Source organism: Acidovorax sp. (assembly GCF_046339755.1).
Lineage (GTDB): Bacteria > Pseudomonadota > Gammaproteobacteria > Burkholderiales > Burkholderiaceae_C > Acidovorax.
This window is the reverse complement of record NZ_JBKDTZ010000235.1, coordinates 18,471-34,616: the sequence shown is the minus strand read 5'-3', so window position 1 is coordinate 34,616 and position 16,146 is coordinate 18,471. Positions and strand designations below refer to the sequence as shown.

Annotated in this window: 12 protein-coding genes; 6 read left to right on the top strand and 6 right to left on the bottom strand. The window is 68.8% G+C overall.

Going from position 1 to position 16,146, the window contains the following annotated elements; genetic code table 11:
- Positions 1-54: 54 nt before the first annotated feature.
- From ACK59X_RS19960 to ACK59X_RS19950, 3 genes are all read right to left on the bottom strand, one after another.
- Entirely contained in the window at positions 55-486 is a 432-nt protein-coding gene (locus ACK59X_RS19960; protein WP_409960072.1) for a hypothetical protein, read from the bottom strand.
- 202 nt (positions 487-688) lie between these two features.
- Complete coding sequence (locus tag ACK59X_RS19955) at positions 689-1,180, bottom strand: DUF1854 domain-containing protein (protein WP_409960070.1); 492 nt, start codon at positions 1,178-1,180, stop codon at positions 689-691.
- Between the two features lie 21 nt (positions 1,181-1,201).
- Positions 1,202-3,490, bottom strand: a complete 2,289-nt coding sequence (locus ACK59X_RS19950) for an ABC transporter ATP-binding protein (protein ID WP_409960068.1) — start codon at positions 3,488-3,490, stop codon at positions 1,202-1,204.
- Between the two features lie 231 nt (positions 3,491-3,721).
- On the opposite strand from ACK59X_RS19950, the gene cphA (ACK59X_RS19945) reads away from it, so the two are divergent.
- The 3 genes from cphA (ACK59X_RS19945) to ACK59X_RS19935 all read left to right on the top strand — a co-directional run bounded on the left by cphA (ACK59X_RS19945) (position 3,722) and on the right by ACK59X_RS19935 (position 9,074).
- Entirely contained in the window at positions 3,722-5,929 is a 2,208-nt protein-coding gene (gene cphA / locus ACK59X_RS19945) for a cyanophycin synthetase (protein ID WP_409960066.1), read from the top strand.
- An 80-nt stretch (positions 5,930-6,009) separates the two neighbouring features.
- On the top strand, positions 6,010-8,589 hold the full coding sequence (gene cphA / locus ACK59X_RS19940) for a cyanophycin synthetase (protein ID WP_409960064.1): 2,580 nt from the start codon (positions 6,010-6,012) through the stop codon (positions 8,587-8,589).
- A complete protein-coding gene (locus ACK59X_RS19935; protein WP_409960062.1) occupies positions 8,586-9,074 on the top strand; it encodes a CreA family protein in 489 nt (162 codons plus the stop codon). The genes cphA (ACK59X_RS19940) and ACK59X_RS19935 overlap by 4 nt, the downstream gene beginning before the upstream one ends.
- A gap of 31 nt (positions 9,075-9,105) precedes the next feature.
- On the opposite strand, the gene ACK59X_RS19930 is transcribed toward ACK59X_RS19935, so the two are convergent.
- The gene (locus tag ACK59X_RS19930) at positions 9,106-9,759 is read right to left on the bottom strand and encodes a DsbA family oxidoreductase (protein ID WP_409960060.1); all 654 of its coding nucleotides are present in this window, start codon (positions 9,757-9,759) and stop codon (positions 9,106-9,108) included.
- Between the two features lie 175 nt (positions 9,760-9,934).
- On the opposite strand from ACK59X_RS19930, the gene ACK59X_RS19925 reads away from it, so the two are divergent.
- The 3 genes from ACK59X_RS19925 (at position 9,935) to ACK59X_RS19915 (ending at position 13,293) form a co-directional block, all read left to right on the top strand.
- A complete protein-coding gene (locus ACK59X_RS19925; protein WP_409960058.1) occupies positions 9,935-10,936 on the top strand; it encodes a YcjF family protein in 1,002 nt (333 codons plus the stop codon).
- Positions 10,937-11,009: 73 nt separating this feature from the next.
- The gene (locus tag ACK59X_RS19920) at positions 11,010-12,413 is read left to right on the top strand and encodes an SPOR domain-containing protein (protein WP_409960056.1); all 1,404 of its coding nucleotides are present in this window, start codon (positions 11,010-11,012) and stop codon (positions 12,411-12,413) included.
- Positions 12,414-12,537: 124 nt separating this feature from the next.
- Entirely contained in the window at positions 12,538-13,293 is a 756-nt protein-coding gene (locus ACK59X_RS19915; protein ID WP_409960054.1) for an SGNH/GDSL hydrolase family protein, read from the top strand.
- Between the two features lie 3 nt (positions 13,294-13,296).
- Here the strand turns inward: ACK59X_RS19915 and boxA are convergent, their stop codons facing one another.
- Positions 13,297-14,571 carry a benzoyl-CoA 2,3-epoxidase subunit BoxA gene (gene boxA / locus ACK59X_RS19910; protein WP_409960052.1) on the bottom strand — a complete coding sequence of 425 codons (1,275 nt, stop codon included), beginning with the start codon at positions 14,569-14,571 and terminating at the stop codon, positions 13,297-13,299.
- A 118-nt stretch (positions 14,572-14,689) separates the two neighbouring features.
- Positions 14,690-16,117: a benzoyl-CoA 2,3-epoxidase subunit BoxB gene (boxB, locus tag ACK59X_RS19905; protein WP_409960049.1), complete on the bottom strand. Its 1,428-nt coding sequence runs from the start codon at positions 16,115-16,117 to the stop codon at positions 14,690-14,692.
- Positions 16,118-16,146: the final 29 nt, after the last annotated feature.

Sequence of the window (16,146 nt, the reverse complement as noted above, 5' to 3'; positions counted from 1 at the left end):
CGAAAAAACCCACCCTGTCCGGCGCCGCCGCAGCGCCCCATCCTGGCTACCGGTTCACAGCCCGGCCGTGCGCTTGACCTTGGGATCCGAGTAGGTCAGCGGTTCGTTCTTGACCTGCTGGGCCAGGCGCTCCTGCTGGGTCACCTTGTTGATGTCCTGCGCCACCTCCACGGCGCTGCCGCTGGCACGCCACATGGACTGTATGAGTTCGAGCAACTGCTTGTAGATGGGCTCCGGCGGCGGCTCGGGCGGCTCCTCCACCGTTTCCTTCTTCTTCACCTCGGTCCAGTCGCGGTTCGGCGCCTCGGGCGCCGAGGGCTTGTCGGGCTCGCGCACGATAGCCCCCTCCCCCAGCCGGTCCATGGACTCGACGGGCAGTGGCGCGTTCACAGGGCGTATCGGCGGCGCCCCCGAGGCGCCGGTGGAATACAAATCGGCGCCCGGAGGACGCCAGGTCGGCGATCGATCAACAGGTGGCATTTGCATGGCGGGCCCCAGGTGGTGGATGGAATGGACAGAGGCACTTCCGGACTCTTCGTACATTCATAACGGCAAACAAAAGGGGAAATTGAGGTCTTTTTTGCCTTTAAGCCCAAAATTAGGGGTTTACCCCTAGTTTTTAAGCCATGAAAGGGCGAAAAAAACCCGCCCCTGCATCAAGCCGGGGCGGGCGGGGGTGGGCCAGGCGTCAGAGAAAGCGTTCGAGCAGGCGCCGCGAGTGCCGGTCCAGCTGCGTGGTATCGGGCACCTTGAACTGCACACCCTCGCCTGCGGCAATCAGCAAGCGGGTGCGTCCGCCGAGCCGGCGGATGTCTTCCTCGGCCTTGAGCACCAGGCGTGCGGGGCCCCGGTCGGTTTCCACATCCCAGGTGCTGGGCGTCGAAAAACTCGATACTGCGGCTATTTTTTCGATAGTGGGCACAAACTCCCGCACCGCCAGCTCTTCCTCGACCAGGGCACGCCCGGCCGGGGGTAGCTGGTCGAAGCGGTCCAGCCACAGCAGTTCATGGCCATCGCTGCCCACCAGGGACAGGCCCTCGGCGGGCGCTGCGATGGGAAAGGCGCGCACGGGCACCACGCCCTGGTGCACGGTGCCGTCGGGCAGGGTGAGCACCAGGCGCCCGTGGAGGTCGCGGTGCAGTTGCACCGGCTGGGTCGGGGACATGTTCAATTCGGTCATGGTGATTCCTGTGCCCCTGTCTCAGGCGTTGCCCGCAGGGTGGGCCGGGTGCAGCAGGCTGCTGTCGATGATCACGCCGGCGGCCTGGGCATCCTCTTCGGCACGGCGGGCCTGGGCTTCATACAGGCGCCAGTAGGCGCCCTGTTTCTCCATGAGTTCGTCGTGCGGGCCTACTTCCACGACCTCGCCGCGGTCCATCACCACCAGGCGGTCGGCCTTGCGCAGGGTGGACAGGCGGTGGGCGATAGCGATGGTGGTGCGGCCCTGGACCAGGTTGTCCAGCGCCTTCTGGATCTCCTTCTCGGTCTCGGTGTCCACGGCCGAGGTGGCCTCGTCCAGGATCAGGATGCGCGGGTCGATCAGCAGAGCCCGCGCGATGCTGATGCGCTGGCGCTCGCCGCCCGACAGGCCCTGGCCGCGCTCGCCCACCAGCGAATCGTAGCCGTGCGGCAGGCGCAGGATGAATTCGTGCGCGTTGGCCGCACGGGCTGCGGCCACGATCTCCTGGCGCGTGGCCTCGGGTTTGCCGTAGGCGATGTTCTCGGCAATGGTGCCGAAGAACAGGAAGGGCTCCTGCAGCACCAGGCCGATGTGGCGCCGGTAGTCGGCCACGGCAAAACGGCGGATGTCCACGCCATCGACCTGGATGGAGCCGTCGGTCACGTCGTAGAAGCGGCTGATCAGGTTGACCAGAGTGCTCTTGCCCGAGCCGCTGTGGCCCACCAGGCCGATCATCTCTCCAGGGCGGATATCCAGCTCCAGCCCCTTGATGACGGCCCGGCTGCCGTAGCGGAAACCCACGTTGCGCATGGCGATGGCGCCCTGCACCTTGTCCACCTTCACCGGTTGGGCCGGATCGGGCACGTTGCTCACGTGGTCCAGGATGTCGAAGATGCGCTTGGCGGCGGACGCCGACTTGTGCGTGACCGAGACGATGCGGCTCATGGAGTCGAGCCGGCTGTAGAAGCGCCCGATGTAGGCGATGAAGGCCGTGAGCACCCCCACCGTGATCTGGTTGCGCGACACCAGCCAGATGCCGAAGGCCCAGACCACGAGCAGGCCGATTTCGGTCAGCAGCGACACCGTGGGGGTGAACAGCGACCAGGTCTTGTTGAGCTTGTCGTTGACCTCCAGGTTGTGCTGGTTGGCATCGCGAAAGCGCTGGGCCTCGCGCTTTTCCTGGGCGAAGGCCTTGACCACGCGGATGCCGGGGATGGTGTCGGCCAGCACGTTGGTCACCTCGGACCAGACGCGGTCGATCTTCTCGAAGCCGGTGCGCAGGCGGTCGCGCACGGTGTGGATCATCCAGGCGATGAAGGGCAGCGGCACCAAGGTGACCAGGGCCAGCCAGGGGTTGATGGAAAACAGGATGGCCGCCGTCATCATGATCATGAGCACGTCGGTCACGAAATCCAGGGCATGCAAGGAAAGGAAAACGTTGATGCGGTCCGTCTCCGAGCCGATGCGCGCCATGAGGTCGCCCGTGCGCTTGCCGCCGAAATAGTCGAGCGACAAGCGCAGCAGGTGCTCGTAGGTGGTGGTGCGCAGGTCGGCGCCGATGCGCTCGGACACCAGCGCCAGGATGTAGGTGCGCGCCCAGGACAGGCCCCAGGCCGCCAGGGCCGACAGCAGCAGCCCGCTCAGGTACAGCATGACCAGGCCGGGCTCGATCTTCTGCCCGTTCTGGAACGGGATCAGGATGTCGTCCATCAGCGGGATGGTCAGGTAGGGCGGCACCAGGGTGGCCGCCGTGGAGGCCAGGGTCAGCGCGAAGCCGGCCGCCAATTGCTTGCGGTAGGGGCGGGCAAAGCGCCACAGGCGCAGCAGCACCCAGGTGGAGGTCTGCGGCGGCTGGGCGCGTGCGCAGGCCGGGCACTCTTCGGTATCGGGTGGCAGGGGGGTGTGGCACTGGGGGCAGGTGGCTTCCTCCGCCTCGCTGGCGCCAGCGGGCTGCTCGAAGCGCTGCACCAGGCGCAGCGCCTGGGCATGTTGGCCCAGGGTGAAGCGCCAGAGCGCCAGGCGCGCGTCGGCATCGTGCAGCTCCAGCGCGCCGATGCCCCCGTGGTCGTGCATGCGCAGTTCCAGGGCGGGGCTGCGCGGCCAGGCCCGCCAGGCACTGGTACCGGGCTCGCAGGCCAGCAGGCGCTCGGAAGTCACCACCACCCAGCCCGTGGCGAAGCGCAGTTCGCCACTCAGGTCAACCTGTAACGTGGCCAGCACGTTCTCTTGGGAAGCGAGCATGGCCCGCAGGTCGGCACCCAGGGGGCCGGAAAAGACACCGGAGGCGTCCACAGAATGGTGATGTTGCATGTTGGATTGGTATTTGCGCCCCTGGCAGCCAGCGGTCACCGATTGCGCCGCAGCGCGAATTCTCCCCGATACTGCGGGCAGGAACGCCAAGGCATCCACCTGTAACGTCTGCGACGGCTCCCCGGCTGACAGCCGCTGCTGCCGTCCGGGTGGAGCACAATATTCCCCCATATTCTCGTTGTCCTCCCCCGCATAGCCCCGAAAGGCCGGAACCCCTACCCGCTGCAACCCATGGCGAAATTCAACGACATCCAACTGCTCCGCATCAATTACCTGCGTGGACCCAACATCTGGACCTACCGGCCCGTGCTGGAAGTCTGGCTGGACCTGGGTGTGCTGGAGGACCACCCCTCCCACACCCTGCCCGGCCTGAACGATCGCCTGACGGCCTGGCTGCCCGCGCTGATCGAGCACCACTGCGGTGTGGGCGAGCGCGGCGGCTTCCTGCAGCGCCTGGAGGAAGGCACATGGAGCGGCCACGTGCTGGAGCACATCGTGATCGAGCTGCTCAACCTGGCCGGCATGCCCACGGGCTTTGGCCAGACGCGCAGCACCTCGCAGCGCGGCGTATACCGCATGGTGTTCCGCGCGCGTGACGAACAGGTGGCGCGCGTGGCCCTGGCCCAGGGCCACCGGCTCTTGATGTCGGCCATCAACGACGAGCCCTTCGACGTGGCCGCCGCCGTGGCGCGCGTGCGCACCGAGGTGGACGACCAGTACCTGGGCCCCAGCACGGCCTGCATCGTCACGGCCGCCACCGACCGCAGCATCCCGCACATCCGCCTGAACGATGGCAACCTGGTGCAGCTGGGCTACGGCGCCAGCCAGCGCCGCATCTGGACCGCCGAGACCGAATTCACCAGCGCCATCGCCGAAGGCATCGCCAGCGACAAGGACCTGACCAAGGGCCTGCTCAAGGCCTGCGGCGTGCCGATTCCCGAAGGCCAGGTGGTCAACAGCCCCGAGGAAGCCTGGGAAGCGGCCGAGGACATCGGCCTGCCCGTGGTGGTCAAGCCCTCGGACGGCAACCACGGCCGCGGCGTGACCCTGGACCTGCGCAAGCGGGAAGACATCGAGGCTGCCTACCACGTGGCCTACCCCGAGGGCAGCGACGTGATGGTCGAGCGCTTCATCCCCGGCGACGAGCACCGCCTGCTGGTGGTGGGCGGCAAGGTGGTGGCCGCCGCACGCGGCGAGGTGGTGAGCATCACCGGCAACGGCCGCTCCACCGTCAAGGAGCTGATCGACAGCCAGCTCAACTCCGACCCGCGCCGCGGCTACGAAGAGGAATACCCGCTGGAAATCATCGACCTGGCCACCGACACCAAGGTGCAGCTGGAACTCAAGCGCCAGGACCTGGATGCCGGCTCCGTGCCCGCTGCCGGCCGGGTCATCGTGGTGCAGCGCAACGGCAACGTGGCCGTGGACTGCACGGACGACGTGCACCCCGAGGTGGCCTACATCGCCCAGCTCGCAGCCAAGGTCGTGGGCCTGGATATCGCGGGCATCGACATGGTGGCGCAGGACATCTCCAAGCCCCTGCACACCCAGGGTGGCGCCATCGTCGAGGTGAACGCCGGCCCCGGCCTGCTGATGCACCTGAAACCCGCCGTGGGCGCGCCCCGCCCCGTGGGCCAGGCCATCGTGGAGCACCTGTTCCCGACCGAGGACCATGCCGAGGGCACGGCCGGCCGCATCCCCGTGGTGGGCGTCGCCGGTACGCGCAACACCGCGACCATCTCGCGCCTGGTGGCCTGGCTGCTGCACCTGAGCGGCCGCCACACCGGAGTGGCCTGCCGTGACGGCCTGTTCCTGGACCGCCGCCACGTGGACGCCACCGACAGCGCCCACTGGGAAGCCGCCCACCGCCTGCTGATGAACCAGATGGTGCAGGCCGCGGTGATCGAGAACGACGCCCGCACCATCCTGCGCGACGGCCTGGCGTATGACCGCTGCAAGGTGGGCGTGGTGACCGACATGGACGGCGCCGGCACCCTGGCCGAATTCGACGTGCACGAACAGGACCAGATGACCAAGGTGCTGCGCACCCAGGTCGACGTGGTGCTGGCCGACGGCGCCGCCGTGCTCAACGCCGCCGAGGAACAGGTGGTCGACCTGGCCCGCCTGTGCGATGGCGACGTGGTGCTGTATGCGCAGGACCACACGCTGCCGGCCATCGTCGAACACCGTGCCAAGGACAACGGCCGGGCCGTGGTGGTGAAGAACGGCCGCGTGGTGCTGGCCACGGGCAGTGCCGAGCATGTGCTGGGCACGCTGGCCGAGCTGACCTTTGGCCGCAATGCCGTGGTGCCCGACACCGATGCCCTGCTGGCCGCCGCAGGCGCCGCCTGGGCCATGGACATTGCGCCCGATCTGATCGGTGCCGGCATCAAGACCTTCGAGCCCGACCTGCCACCGCCCCCAGGTTTGCGCACCTGAGCCCCTGCGCGCCCGATAGACCGAACACTGCGATGACTCCGGGGCCTGCCCGCCCCAATGGACACTGAAAGAGAATTTCCATGGATGTATCCCGCACCCGGGCCCTGCGCGGCCCCAACCTGTGGAGCCGCCACATGGCCATCGAGGCCGTCGTGGCCTGCGATGAGAACGAACGCGCCATCCGCCAGATGGACGGGTTCGAGGCGCGCCTGCGCGCCCTGTTCCCCGCCATCGGCGCACTGCACCCCGAGGGCGGCGACGGCGACATCTCGCTGGCCCACGTGCTGCAGACCGCCGCGCTGGCGCTGCAGGCCCAGGCCGGCTGCCGTGTGACCTTTGCGCGCACCACGGCCACCACCGATGCCGGCGTGTACCAGGTGGTGGTGGAGTACAGCGAAGAGGCTGTGGGCCGCCAGGCCTTCGAGGACGCGCAAAAGCTGATCCAGGCCGCGCTGGGCAAGGGCAGCTTCGATGCCGAAAAGGCCGTAGCCGACCTGCGCGAGCTCGACGAGGACGAGCGCCTGGGCCCGAGCACCGGCTCCATCGTGGACGCCGCCGTAGCCCGCGGCATTCCCTACCGCCGCCTCACGCGCGGCAGCCTGGTGCAGTTCGGCTGGGGTTCCAAGCAGCGCCGCATCCAGGCCGCCGAGGTGGACTCCACCAGCGCCGTGGCCGAGTCCATCGGCCAGGACAAGGATCTGACCAAGCGCCTGCTGCATGCCGCCGGCGTGCCCGTGCCGCTGGGCAAGCCCGTCGAGAGCGTCGACGAAGCCTGGGAAGTGGCCCAGAAGGTAGGCCTGCCCGTGGTGGTCAAGCCGCAGGACGGTAACCAGGGCAAGGGCGTCACGGTGAACATTACCGACCGCGCTCAGCTCGAAGCCGCCTACAAGAACGCCGAGGAATACGGCACCGTGATGGTCGAGCGCTTTTTGCCCGGCCACGATTTTCGCCTGCTCGTGGTGGGCGACCAACTCGTGGCCGCTGCGCGCCGCGAGCCGCCCCAGGTGCTGGGCGACGGCCAGCACACGGTGCGCGAACTGGTCGAGCAGGTCAACCTGGACCCACGCCGCGGTGAAGGCCATGCCACCTCGCTGACCAAGATCCGCCTGGACGACATCGCCGTGGCCCGCCTGGCGGCCCAGGACCTGACGCCCGACTCCGTACCACCCAAGGGGCAGCGCGTGATCCTGCGCAACAACGCCAACCTGTCCACCGGCGGCACCGCCACCGACGTGACGGACGACGTGCACCCCGAGGTGGCGGCCCGCGCCATCGCGGCAGCCCAGATGGTGGGCCTGCACATCTGCGGCGTGGACATGGTCGCCGAGACCGTGCTGCGCCCGCTGGAAGAACAAGGCGGCGGCTTCGTCGAGGTGAATGCCGCGCCCGGCCTGCGCATGCACCTGGCACCGTCGTACGGCAAGCCGCGCAATGTGGGCCAGGCCATGGTGGACAAGCTCTATGCCCACGGCGATGACGGCCGCATCCCCACCGTGGCCGTGACCGGCACCAACGGCAAGACCACCACGGCGCGCCTGATCGCCCACCTGTTCACGGCCCAGGGCCTGCGTGTGGGCATGACCAACACCGATGGCGTGTACGTGAACGGCCGCCAGATCGACAGCGGCGACTGCAGCGGCCCCAAGAGCGCACGCAATGTGCTGCTGCACCCCGAGGTGGACGCGGCCGTGTTCGAGACCGCGCGCGGCGGCATCCTGCGCGAGGGCCTGGGCTTCGACCGCTGCCAGGTTGCTGTGGTGACCAACATTGGCGCGGGCGACCACCTGGGCCTGAACTACATCACCACGGTGGAAGACCTGGCCGTGCTCAAGCGCGTGATCGTGCAGAACGTGGCACCCGACGGCTATGGCGTGCTCAACGCGGCCGACCCCATCGTGGCGGCCATGGCGCCGGTCTGCCCCGGCAAGATCATCTACTTCGCCAGCGACCGCCACAACCCGGTGATGGCCACGCACCGCGCCCAGGGCAACCGCACGGTGTACGTGGATGGCGACTCCATCGTCGCCTCCGAAGGCTCCTGGCGCGAGACCATCCACCTGCGCGACGTGCCGATCACGCGCAACGGCCGCATCGGCTTCCAGGTGGAGAACGTCATGGCCTCGGTGGCCGCCGCCTGGGGCGCCGGACTGCCCTGGCAGACCATCCGCCGCGGGCTGTCGGGCTTCGTGAACGACAGCGACAACGCCCCCGGCCGCTTCAACATCATGGACCACAACGGCGCCACGGTGATCGCCGACTACGGCCACAACCCCGACGCCATGCGCGCCCTGGTGGCTGCCGTGGATGCCCTGCCCGGCAAGCGCCGCAGCGTGGTCATCAGCGGCGCCGGCGACCGCCGCGACGAGGACATCCGCGAACAGACCGTGATCCTTGGCGCCGCCTTCGACGACGTGATCCTGTACCAGGACGCGGCCCAGCGTGGCCGCGGCGACGGCGAGGTGATGGCACTGCTGCGCGAAGGCCTGGCCGGCGCGGCGCGCACCACGCAGGTGGAAGAGATCCGCGGCGAGTTCATCGCCATCGACACGGCCCTCGGCCGCCTGCAGCCGGGCGACCTGTGCCTGGTGCTGGTGGACCAGGTCGAGGAAGCCCTGGCCCACCTGGCCAAGCGCTGCGCCGAAGCCGGGACCGCGGCATGACGCGCGCTGCCCTGCACACGGCGGCCCTGGCTGCCTTCACGCTGTTGGCAGCAGGCGCCGCCAGCGCCGCGCCCGACAAGATCGGCACGGTGGACACGGCCTTCAAGCTGCTGGGCCGCGACCACGACATCATCGTCGAGGCATACGCCGACCCGGGCGTGGCGGGTGTGACCTGCTATGTCTCGCGCGCCCGCACGGGCGGCATCAAGGGATCGCTGGGCCTGGCAGAGGACCGCTCCGAAGCCTCCATCGCCTGCCGACAGACCGGGCCGGTGAGTTTTCCCGCGCCGCTGCGCAAGCAGGAAGAAGTGTTCAGCGAACGCCTGTCCATCCTGTTCAAGCGCCTGCGCGTGGTGCGCATGGTGGACCCGGCGCGCAACACGCTGGTCTACCTGACCTATTCCGAAAAACTGGTGGACGGCTCGCCGCAGAACAGCGTGACGGCCGTGCCGGTGGACCGGGCCACCCCGATTCCGCTGAAATGACAAAGGGCGCCGAGGCGCCCTTTTCTGTTGTTCAGACCTTGCCGGATGCGATCTGGCGCAGGGCCTGCTCGAACACCTCGGGCGGCTGGCCGCCCGAGATCAGGTGGCGGTCGTTGATGATGATGGCCGGCACCGAGTGGATGCCCTGCTGCAGGTAGAACTGCTCGCGCTCGCGCACCTCCTGCGCGTAGCGGTCCGACGCCAGCAAGGCACGGGCCTCGGCCTCGTCGAGCCCCACCTCGCCAGCCACGCGGGCCAGCACCTCGTGGTCGCCGGGGCTCTGGCCATCGGTGAAGTAGGCCTTGAACAGCGCGTGCTTCAGCGCGGGCTGCTTGTCGCTCTCTTCCTCGGCCCAGTGCAGCAGGCGGTGCGCGTCGAAGGTGTTGTAGATGCGGCTGCGCTGCGCCATGTTGAAGGTGAAGCCCAGGGCCGCACCGCGCGCGGCGATGGCGTCGCGGTTCTTCTGGCTTTGCTCGGGCGTGGCGCCGTATTTCTCGTGCAGGTGCTCGGCGATGTCCTGGCCTTCGGGCACCATCTGCGGGTTGAGCTCGAAGGGTTGGAAGTGCAGGTCGAGCGCGACCTCGCCCTTGAGGCGCTCGGCCGCCTGTTCCAGCGACTTGAGGCCGATGATGCACCAGGGGCAGGAAACGTCGGAGACGAAATCGATCTTGAGGGCTGTGGTCATGCGGTCACCAGGAGGTCAGATGGGTCGGCCAATATCCTAGGACGATTGGCACGTCCTTGCAGCGGTACGGCCATTGCCCCCCCTGCAAGCCCCCACCGCAGTGATGGAAAAGCCTGGGTTTGCCACACTGCACCCCTGTCCTGCCATCCACGGCTTCCTCAGGAGCCACGCCACCATGCAACTCGACCAGCAACAAGCCATTCTCACCATCGCCCTGTTCGCCGCCTTCGCCGATGGCCACAAGGGCGACAGCGAGCGCGAGGAGATCCGGCGCATCGCCCAGTCTCTGGCGCAGGACGCGCCGGCCATCGACCTGCCGCGCCTGGTTCAGGATGTGCTGCTGCAGCGCACCAGCGCCCAGGCCGCCGCCACCGCGCTGACCGAGCCGGGCCTGCGCCAGCTGGCCTACGAGATGGCGGTCTGCGTCTGCGACGTGGATGGGCGCCAGACCGAGACCGAGCGCGCCTTCCTGGCGCAGCTCAAGGGCTGGCTGCAGCTCGGCGACGGCGACACCGCGGCCTTCGAGCAGCAGGCTGATGCGCTGGTGGAAGTGGCCGAGCGTGCCGCCCCCATTGCCCGGGGTCTGGCGCCTGTGGCCGCGGGCACGGTGGCCGCAGCCGCAGCGGCGGCCCTGCCCGTTCGCAATGTGCCGCAGGTGCCCGATGCCGAGCTGGACAAGAGCATCCTCAACTACGCGCTGCTGTGCGGCGCGCTGGAGCTGCTGCCGCAGTCCTGGGCCTCCATGGCCATCATCCCCATGCAGGTCAAGATGGTCTACGCCGTGGGAAAGGCGCATGGCGTGGAGCTGGACCAGGGCCACATCAAGGATTTCATCGCGGCGGCCGGCGTGGGCATGGCCTCGCAGTACATCGAGCAGTTCGGCCGCAAGCTGCTCGGCGGCCTGCTGGGCAAGGTGGCGGGCCGCACCATCGGCGGCATCGGCCAGACAGCCACGGGCGTGGCTTTCTCGTTCGCCACCACCTATGCGCTGGGCCAGGTGGCCAAGCGCTACTACGCAGGCGGGCGCGTGATGAGCACCGCCGTGCTGCGCGAAAGCTTCCAGAACCTGCTGGGCCCGGCCAAGGACCTGCAGGCCCAGTACCTGCCGCAGATCCGCGAAAAGGCCTCGACCCTGGACGCTGCCAAGGTCATGTCCATGGTCCGCGGCGGCGTCTGATCGCAGCGGGAAGGGGGCGCCTGCCGGCCACTTCCCTCTTTTACGAGGGCCATGGCCCGTGCCAGAATCGGGCATGCCCCTGACACTGGACCCTGCCAACGCCATCGCACCCATGTCGCTGGACTCCCCGTCGGACAACACGATGACGGCGCTGTACCGGGTCGCCCTGGGCCCGGTGAACGCAGACCACTACCTGCCCATCTTCGCGCGCTTCGACGATGCAGGGCGCACCACCACCACCTGGAACTGGCCGGCCGCGCTGTTCACGCTGAGCTGGCTGGTGTTCCGCCAGCTCTGGGGCGCGGCCCTGGTCTACGTGGCTGCGGCCGAGGGGCTGGCGCTGCTGGTCTTCGGCCTGGGCCGGCAGTTCCTGCACCTGCCGCAGCAGGTGGAGTGGGGCCTCCTGGCGGCCATCGTGCTGTTAAGTTGCGCCCTGCCGGGCCTGTTTGCCAATGCCGTGCTGCACACCGAGATCCGCAAGCGCATCGCGCGCGCGCTGTCGGCCTCGCGCACGCTGCCCGAGGCCGCCGCGCTGCTGGAGCGCCAGGCCAGTTCGCGCCAGCGGCTGAGCACCGTGGTGATCGGGCATGTGATCGTGGTGGCAACGGCCCTGCTGGCCTACATGCTGTTCCCGCCCGGCAGCGCGCCCGAAGCCAGCAGCGCTGTGGCCACCGGTGCCCCAGCCCCTGCGGTTGCGGCCTCCGCGCCGCTTCCAACCTCGGGCCTGGCGGCCGTGTCGGTACTGCGCGGCGCCGCCGCCCCACCTGCCGCGCCCAGCGCCTCGGGAAGCATCGGCGCGGCCTCCGAGACCGCCCCGCCAGCCAGCGCGGAAAACGCCGCACCCTCGGCATCCCCACCTGCCCCTGCCCCTGCACCAGTCCCCGTGCCGGCTGCCGCGCCGCAGTTGGCCTCGGCGCCCGCCGCGCGCAGCCAGCCGTCCAGCGCCCCCACGGCAGCCGCCGCAGGCAGCGCACCCGCGCCGGTCTTGGCCAAGGCGCCCGCGCCCGCGGCACCCAGGGCAAGCACTCCCGCGGCGGCCGCCAGCAAGCCGGCCCCGGTACCTGCCGCGGCACCGCAGGCCCCCGCCCCTGCCAAAACCCGGGCCAGTGCCCCAGCCGCTCCCGCATCCAAGGCCACGGCCAGCACCCCGGCCGCCAGCAAACCCGCCCGGCCAGCGCCCGCTCCCGCACCGGCCAGCCCCGCAGCTTCGGCCGCCAGCGACCCCGAGCTCGCCATGGTGGGCAGCGCATCGGGCTTCTACATCAACGTGGGCCTGTTCGCCGAAGAGGCCAATGCGCGCAAGACGCAGTCGCGCCTGCTCAACGAGGGCCTGCCGGCCTTCCGCCAGCCGCTGGAAAGCGCCAAAGGCCCGCGCATCCGAGTGCGCGTGGGCCCCTTCGCCAGCAAGTCCGAGGCCGACACGGCCGCGCAGACCATCCGCGGCATGGGCCTGGAAGCCGTGGTGTTCAAGAAGTAGGGCCCAGCGGAGCGCGCAGGCGTGGCCCGGCGTCCTACGCGCGGGCATCGAGGCATCCGACATCCAGGTCCGGTTTCGGTGCGTACTCTGCAGTATCGACCCCTGTCATCTGCACCACCGCCCCATGCCCCACCCTGCCCGCCACTTTCACGCCCCGCTACCGCGCTGGTGGGCCCTGGCCGCCGTCGCGGCAGGTGCCCTGCTGCTCACCGGCTGCGCCCCCTGGCGCCTGATGACGGCATCGGACCTGGCCAAGGCATCGCGCCCCTACACCGCCCAGCCGTCCCAGCCCGAGCGGCGCATCCTCGTGGTGGGCGACAGCACTGCCGTGGGTACCGGCGCGGCCCGCCCCGAGGACAGCCTGGTGGGGCGCATCGGCAGCGCCCATCCGCGCTGGCAGATCGACAACCTGGCCTCCAATGGTGCCAAGTTCGAGGACGTGCAGGCCCAGCTCGAGCGTGCCGGCACGGGTTATGACCTGGTGCTGGTGCTGGCCGGCGGCAACGACGTGATCCGGCTGACGTCGGAACAGCATTTGCACGACCACATGGAACAGGTCATCCGCACTGCCAAGGCGCGCGGCAAGCAGGTGGTGCTGATGCCCTGCGGCAATGTCGGCCATGCACCACTCTTCGTGCCCCCGGTCTCGTGGTTCATGGAGAGCCGCTCCAAGCGCCTGCACGCCACCGCGCAGACGGTGGCCCTCGACAGCGGCGTGCGCTATGTTCGCCTGCTCAAGCCTCGCGCGCTGGACCCGTTCGTGCAACGCGCCGACGAGCTGCATGCGGCCGATGGCCTGCACCCGAGCAGCGCGGGCTACCAGCAGTGGTACGAGGAGCTGGTGCGGCAGGAGGGCCTGGCCAGCTTGACAGGCCCATAAGCCTCAATAGGTCTCCAGGTGCAGGCGCCCTTCGCGCGCCAGGGTGGCCGACAGGGCGTCCCAGTCCAGACCCGCGTCGGCCGCCACGTCGCGCAGTGCGATCAGCACGCCCTCCTCCATGCTCTTCAAGCCGCAGACATAGAAATGGCTGTTGCCGTCGCGCAGCAGTGCGGCCAGGTCGGGCGCGCGTTCGCGCATCAGGTCCTGCACGTAGCGCCGGGGCTGGCCCGGGGTGCGCGAGAACGCCAGGTTGATGTCGATGAAGTCCTTGGGCAGGCTTTGCAGCGGGCCGAAGTACGGCAGCTCCTGCTGGGTGCGCGCACCGAAGAACAGCATCAGCTTGCCGCCCTCGAACTTGCCGCTCTTGCGCAGGCGGCGGCGCCATTCGGTCATGGCGCGCATCGGGGCGCTGCCGGTGCCGGTACAGATCATCACCACGTGCGACTTCGGGTGGTTGGGCATCAGGAACGAGTGGCCGAACGGGCCCACGACCTCGACCTTGTCGCCCACCTGGAGGTCGCAGACGTAGTTGGACGCCACGCCGCGCACGGCATTGCCCTCGTGGTCGGAGGTGACGCGCTTCACCGTGAGCGCCAGGTTGTTGTAGCCCGGCCGCTCGCCGTTGCGCGCGCTGGCGATCGAGTACTGGCGCGCATGGTGGCGCTTGCCCAGGGCGTCGGTGCCCGGGGGAATGATGCCGATGGACTGCCCCTCCAGCACGGGGAAAGGCAGGCTGCCGAAGTCCAGCACCACGTGGTGGGTCTCGCTTTCGAAACCCGCCTCGGTGCAGTTGAAGTTGCCGACCACCGTGGCCGTGGTGGGTGACTTGGGCGGGTAGAGGTTGGTGTAGGCATGCGCCGCCGACCAGGGCGGCACGGTGGCACCGCGGTGCAGGGGCGGCTGTGGCTGCACCCCGGGTTCGGCGGTGGCTACGGCCACAGGTGCCGCTGCAGGTGCGTCCCCTTCCCCGGCATCGGTGCCTGCCGCAGCCAGCTCCTCTGGGCTGAGCTCGGCGGGCAGCGACTCCCAGGTCAGCTGCTCTTCGATCGAATAGGCGCGCACCAGCGGCATGGTGCGCCAGTTATCGATGGAGCCGGTGGGGCACGGCGAGATGCAGGCCATGCAGCCATTGCAGACGTCGGCTCGCACGACGTAGTTGTTGTCGTCGTGCGTGATCGCGTTGACGGGGCAGGTCGCCTCGCAGGTGTTGCAGCGGATGCAGATTTCCGGGTCGATCAAATGCTGCTTGATGACCCCGGCTTCAACGGCCATGTCCATATTGTTCTCCTGTGTCACCCCCGCAGGTGCGGGGGGCGGGATGGGGCCTGCAATGCTCGTGGGGCCGGCCGCCATCCCTGCTGCCCTCGTTCATACGCCGAGGGCACTGCTTTGTCCATCAGCCGAAACGCACGTACTCGAAGTCGACCGGCTGGCGGTTGATGCCCATCACCGGCGGGGCGATCCAGCCGGCGAACTTTCCGGGCTCGACCACGCGGCCCATCAGCGATGCGACAAAGGCGAAGTCCTCGGCGCTGGGCAGCCATTCGTCCTTCTTGGCGGCCCACTCCATCTCGTTGACCACGCGGCCTTCGGGCGACATCTTGATGCCGGCGAGCGCGCCGATCTGGCGGTTGAAGGCCTTGTGCGGCACCACCAGGCGGGTAGGGATGCCGGCCTTCTCCAGCACCTTGTTCCAGCGGCCCACGCCGGCGACGGAGTCTTTGATGAAGTCGTCGCGCAGCACCTCGTTCAGGGCGTTGAGCATGGGCACTTCCTTCTCGACGAGCTGGCCGTCACGGACCTCCAGCACCTTGTAGGTCTGGCCCTTGAGCACATGGTCGTCGGTGCGCTTGCCTTCCTCGTAGCGGCCCTTGAGGCCCGAGCTGTAGAAGATGGCGGCGTTGCTCGACTGGTCGGCACCGAACAGGTCGATGGTGACGCTGTAGTGGAAGTTCAGGTAGCGCTGCACCGTGCCCAGGTCGATGGCGCCAGCGGCGCGGATCTTCTGCGGGTCGTCGGTCTTGAGCTCGTTCATGACCTGGGCGGTGCGCGTGAGCACGCGCGAGACGCCGCTCTCGCCCACGAACATGTGGTGCGCCTCTTCCGTCAGCATGAACTTGGTGGTGCGCGCCAGCGGGTCGAAGGCGCTTTCGGCCAGGGCCGAGAGCTGGAACTTGCCGTCGCGGTCCGTGAAATAGGTGAACATGAAGAACGCCAGCCAGTCGGGTGTGGCCTCGTTGAAGGCCCCCAGGATGCGCGGGTTGTTCTCGTCGCCCGAGGTGCGCTGCAGCAGGGCCTCGGCCTCTTCGCGGCCGTCGCGGCCGAAGTGCTTGTGCAGCAGGTAGACCATGGCCCAGAGGTGGCGGCCCTCTTCCACGTTGATCTGGAACAGGTTGCGCAGGTCGTACATGCTGGGCGCCGTGAGGCCCAGGTGGCGCTGCTGCTCGACCGAGGCGGGCTCGGTGTCGCCCTGCGTGACGATGATGCGGCGCAGGTTGGCGCGGTGCTCGCCGGGCACGTCCTGCCAGGCCTTCTCGCCCTTGTGGTCGCCGAAGTGGATCTCGCGGTTGGCATCGCCCGGGTTCAGGAAGATGCCCCAGCGGTAGTCGCGCATCTTCACATGGCCGAACTGGGCCCAGCCCTGCGGATCCACGCTCACGGCGGTGCGCAGGTAGACCTCGTGGTTGGTCGAGCCCTCGGGGCCCACGTCGTCCCACCAGTTGATGAAGTTGGGCTGCCAGCCTTCGAGCGCGCGCTGCAGCGTGCGGTCTTCGCCGAGGTTGACGTTGTTGGGGATCTTCTCGCTGTAGTTGATCGTGCTCATGGAGGTCTCCTTGGATGGTTCGGGCGGCG

Bases quoted from the DNA above. Each gene is read 5' to 3' on its own strand.
- ACK59X_RS19960 (WP_409960072.1), bottom strand. From the start codon at position 486: ATGCAAATGCCACCTGTTGATCGATCGCCGACCTGGCGTCCTCCGGGC.
- ACK59X_RS19955 (WP_409960070.1), bottom strand. From the start codon at position 1,180: ATGACCGAATTGAACATGTCCCCGACCCAGCCGGTGCAACTGCACCGC.
- ACK59X_RS19950 (WP_409960068.1), bottom strand. From the start codon at position 3,490: ATGCAACATCACCATTCTGTGGACGCCTCCGGTGTCTTTTCCGGCCCC.
- cphA (WP_409960066.1), top strand. From the start codon at position 3,722: ATGGCGAAATTCAACGACATCCAACTGCTCCGCATCAATTACCTGCGT.
- cphA (WP_409960064.1), top strand. From the start codon at position 6,010: ATGGATGTATCCCGCACCCGGGCCCTGCGCGGCCCCAACCTGTGGAGC.
- ACK59X_RS19935 (WP_409960062.1), top strand. From the start codon at position 8,586: ATGACGCGCGCTGCCCTGCACACGGCGGCCCTGGCTGCCTTCACGCTG.
- ACK59X_RS19930 (WP_409960060.1), bottom strand. From the start codon at position 9,759: ATGACCACAGCCCTCAAGATCGATTTCGTCTCCGACGTTTCCTGCCCC.
- ACK59X_RS19925 (WP_409960058.1), top strand. From the start codon at position 9,935: ATGCAACTCGACCAGCAACAAGCCATTCTCACCATCGCCCTGTTCGCC.
- ACK59X_RS19920 (WP_409960056.1), top strand. From the start codon at position 11,010: ATGCCCCTGACACTGGACCCTGCCAACGCCATCGCACCCATGTCGCTG.
- ACK59X_RS19915 (WP_409960054.1), top strand. From the start codon at position 12,538: ATGCCCCACCCTGCCCGCCACTTTCACGCCCCGCTACCGCGCTGGTGG.
- boxA (WP_409960052.1), bottom strand. From the start codon at position 14,571: ATGGACATGGCCGTTGAAGCCGGGGTCATCAAGCAGCATTTGATCGAC.
- boxB (WP_409960049.1), bottom strand. From the start codon at position 16,117: ATGAGCACGATCAACTACAGCGAGAAGATCCCCAACAACGTCAACCTC.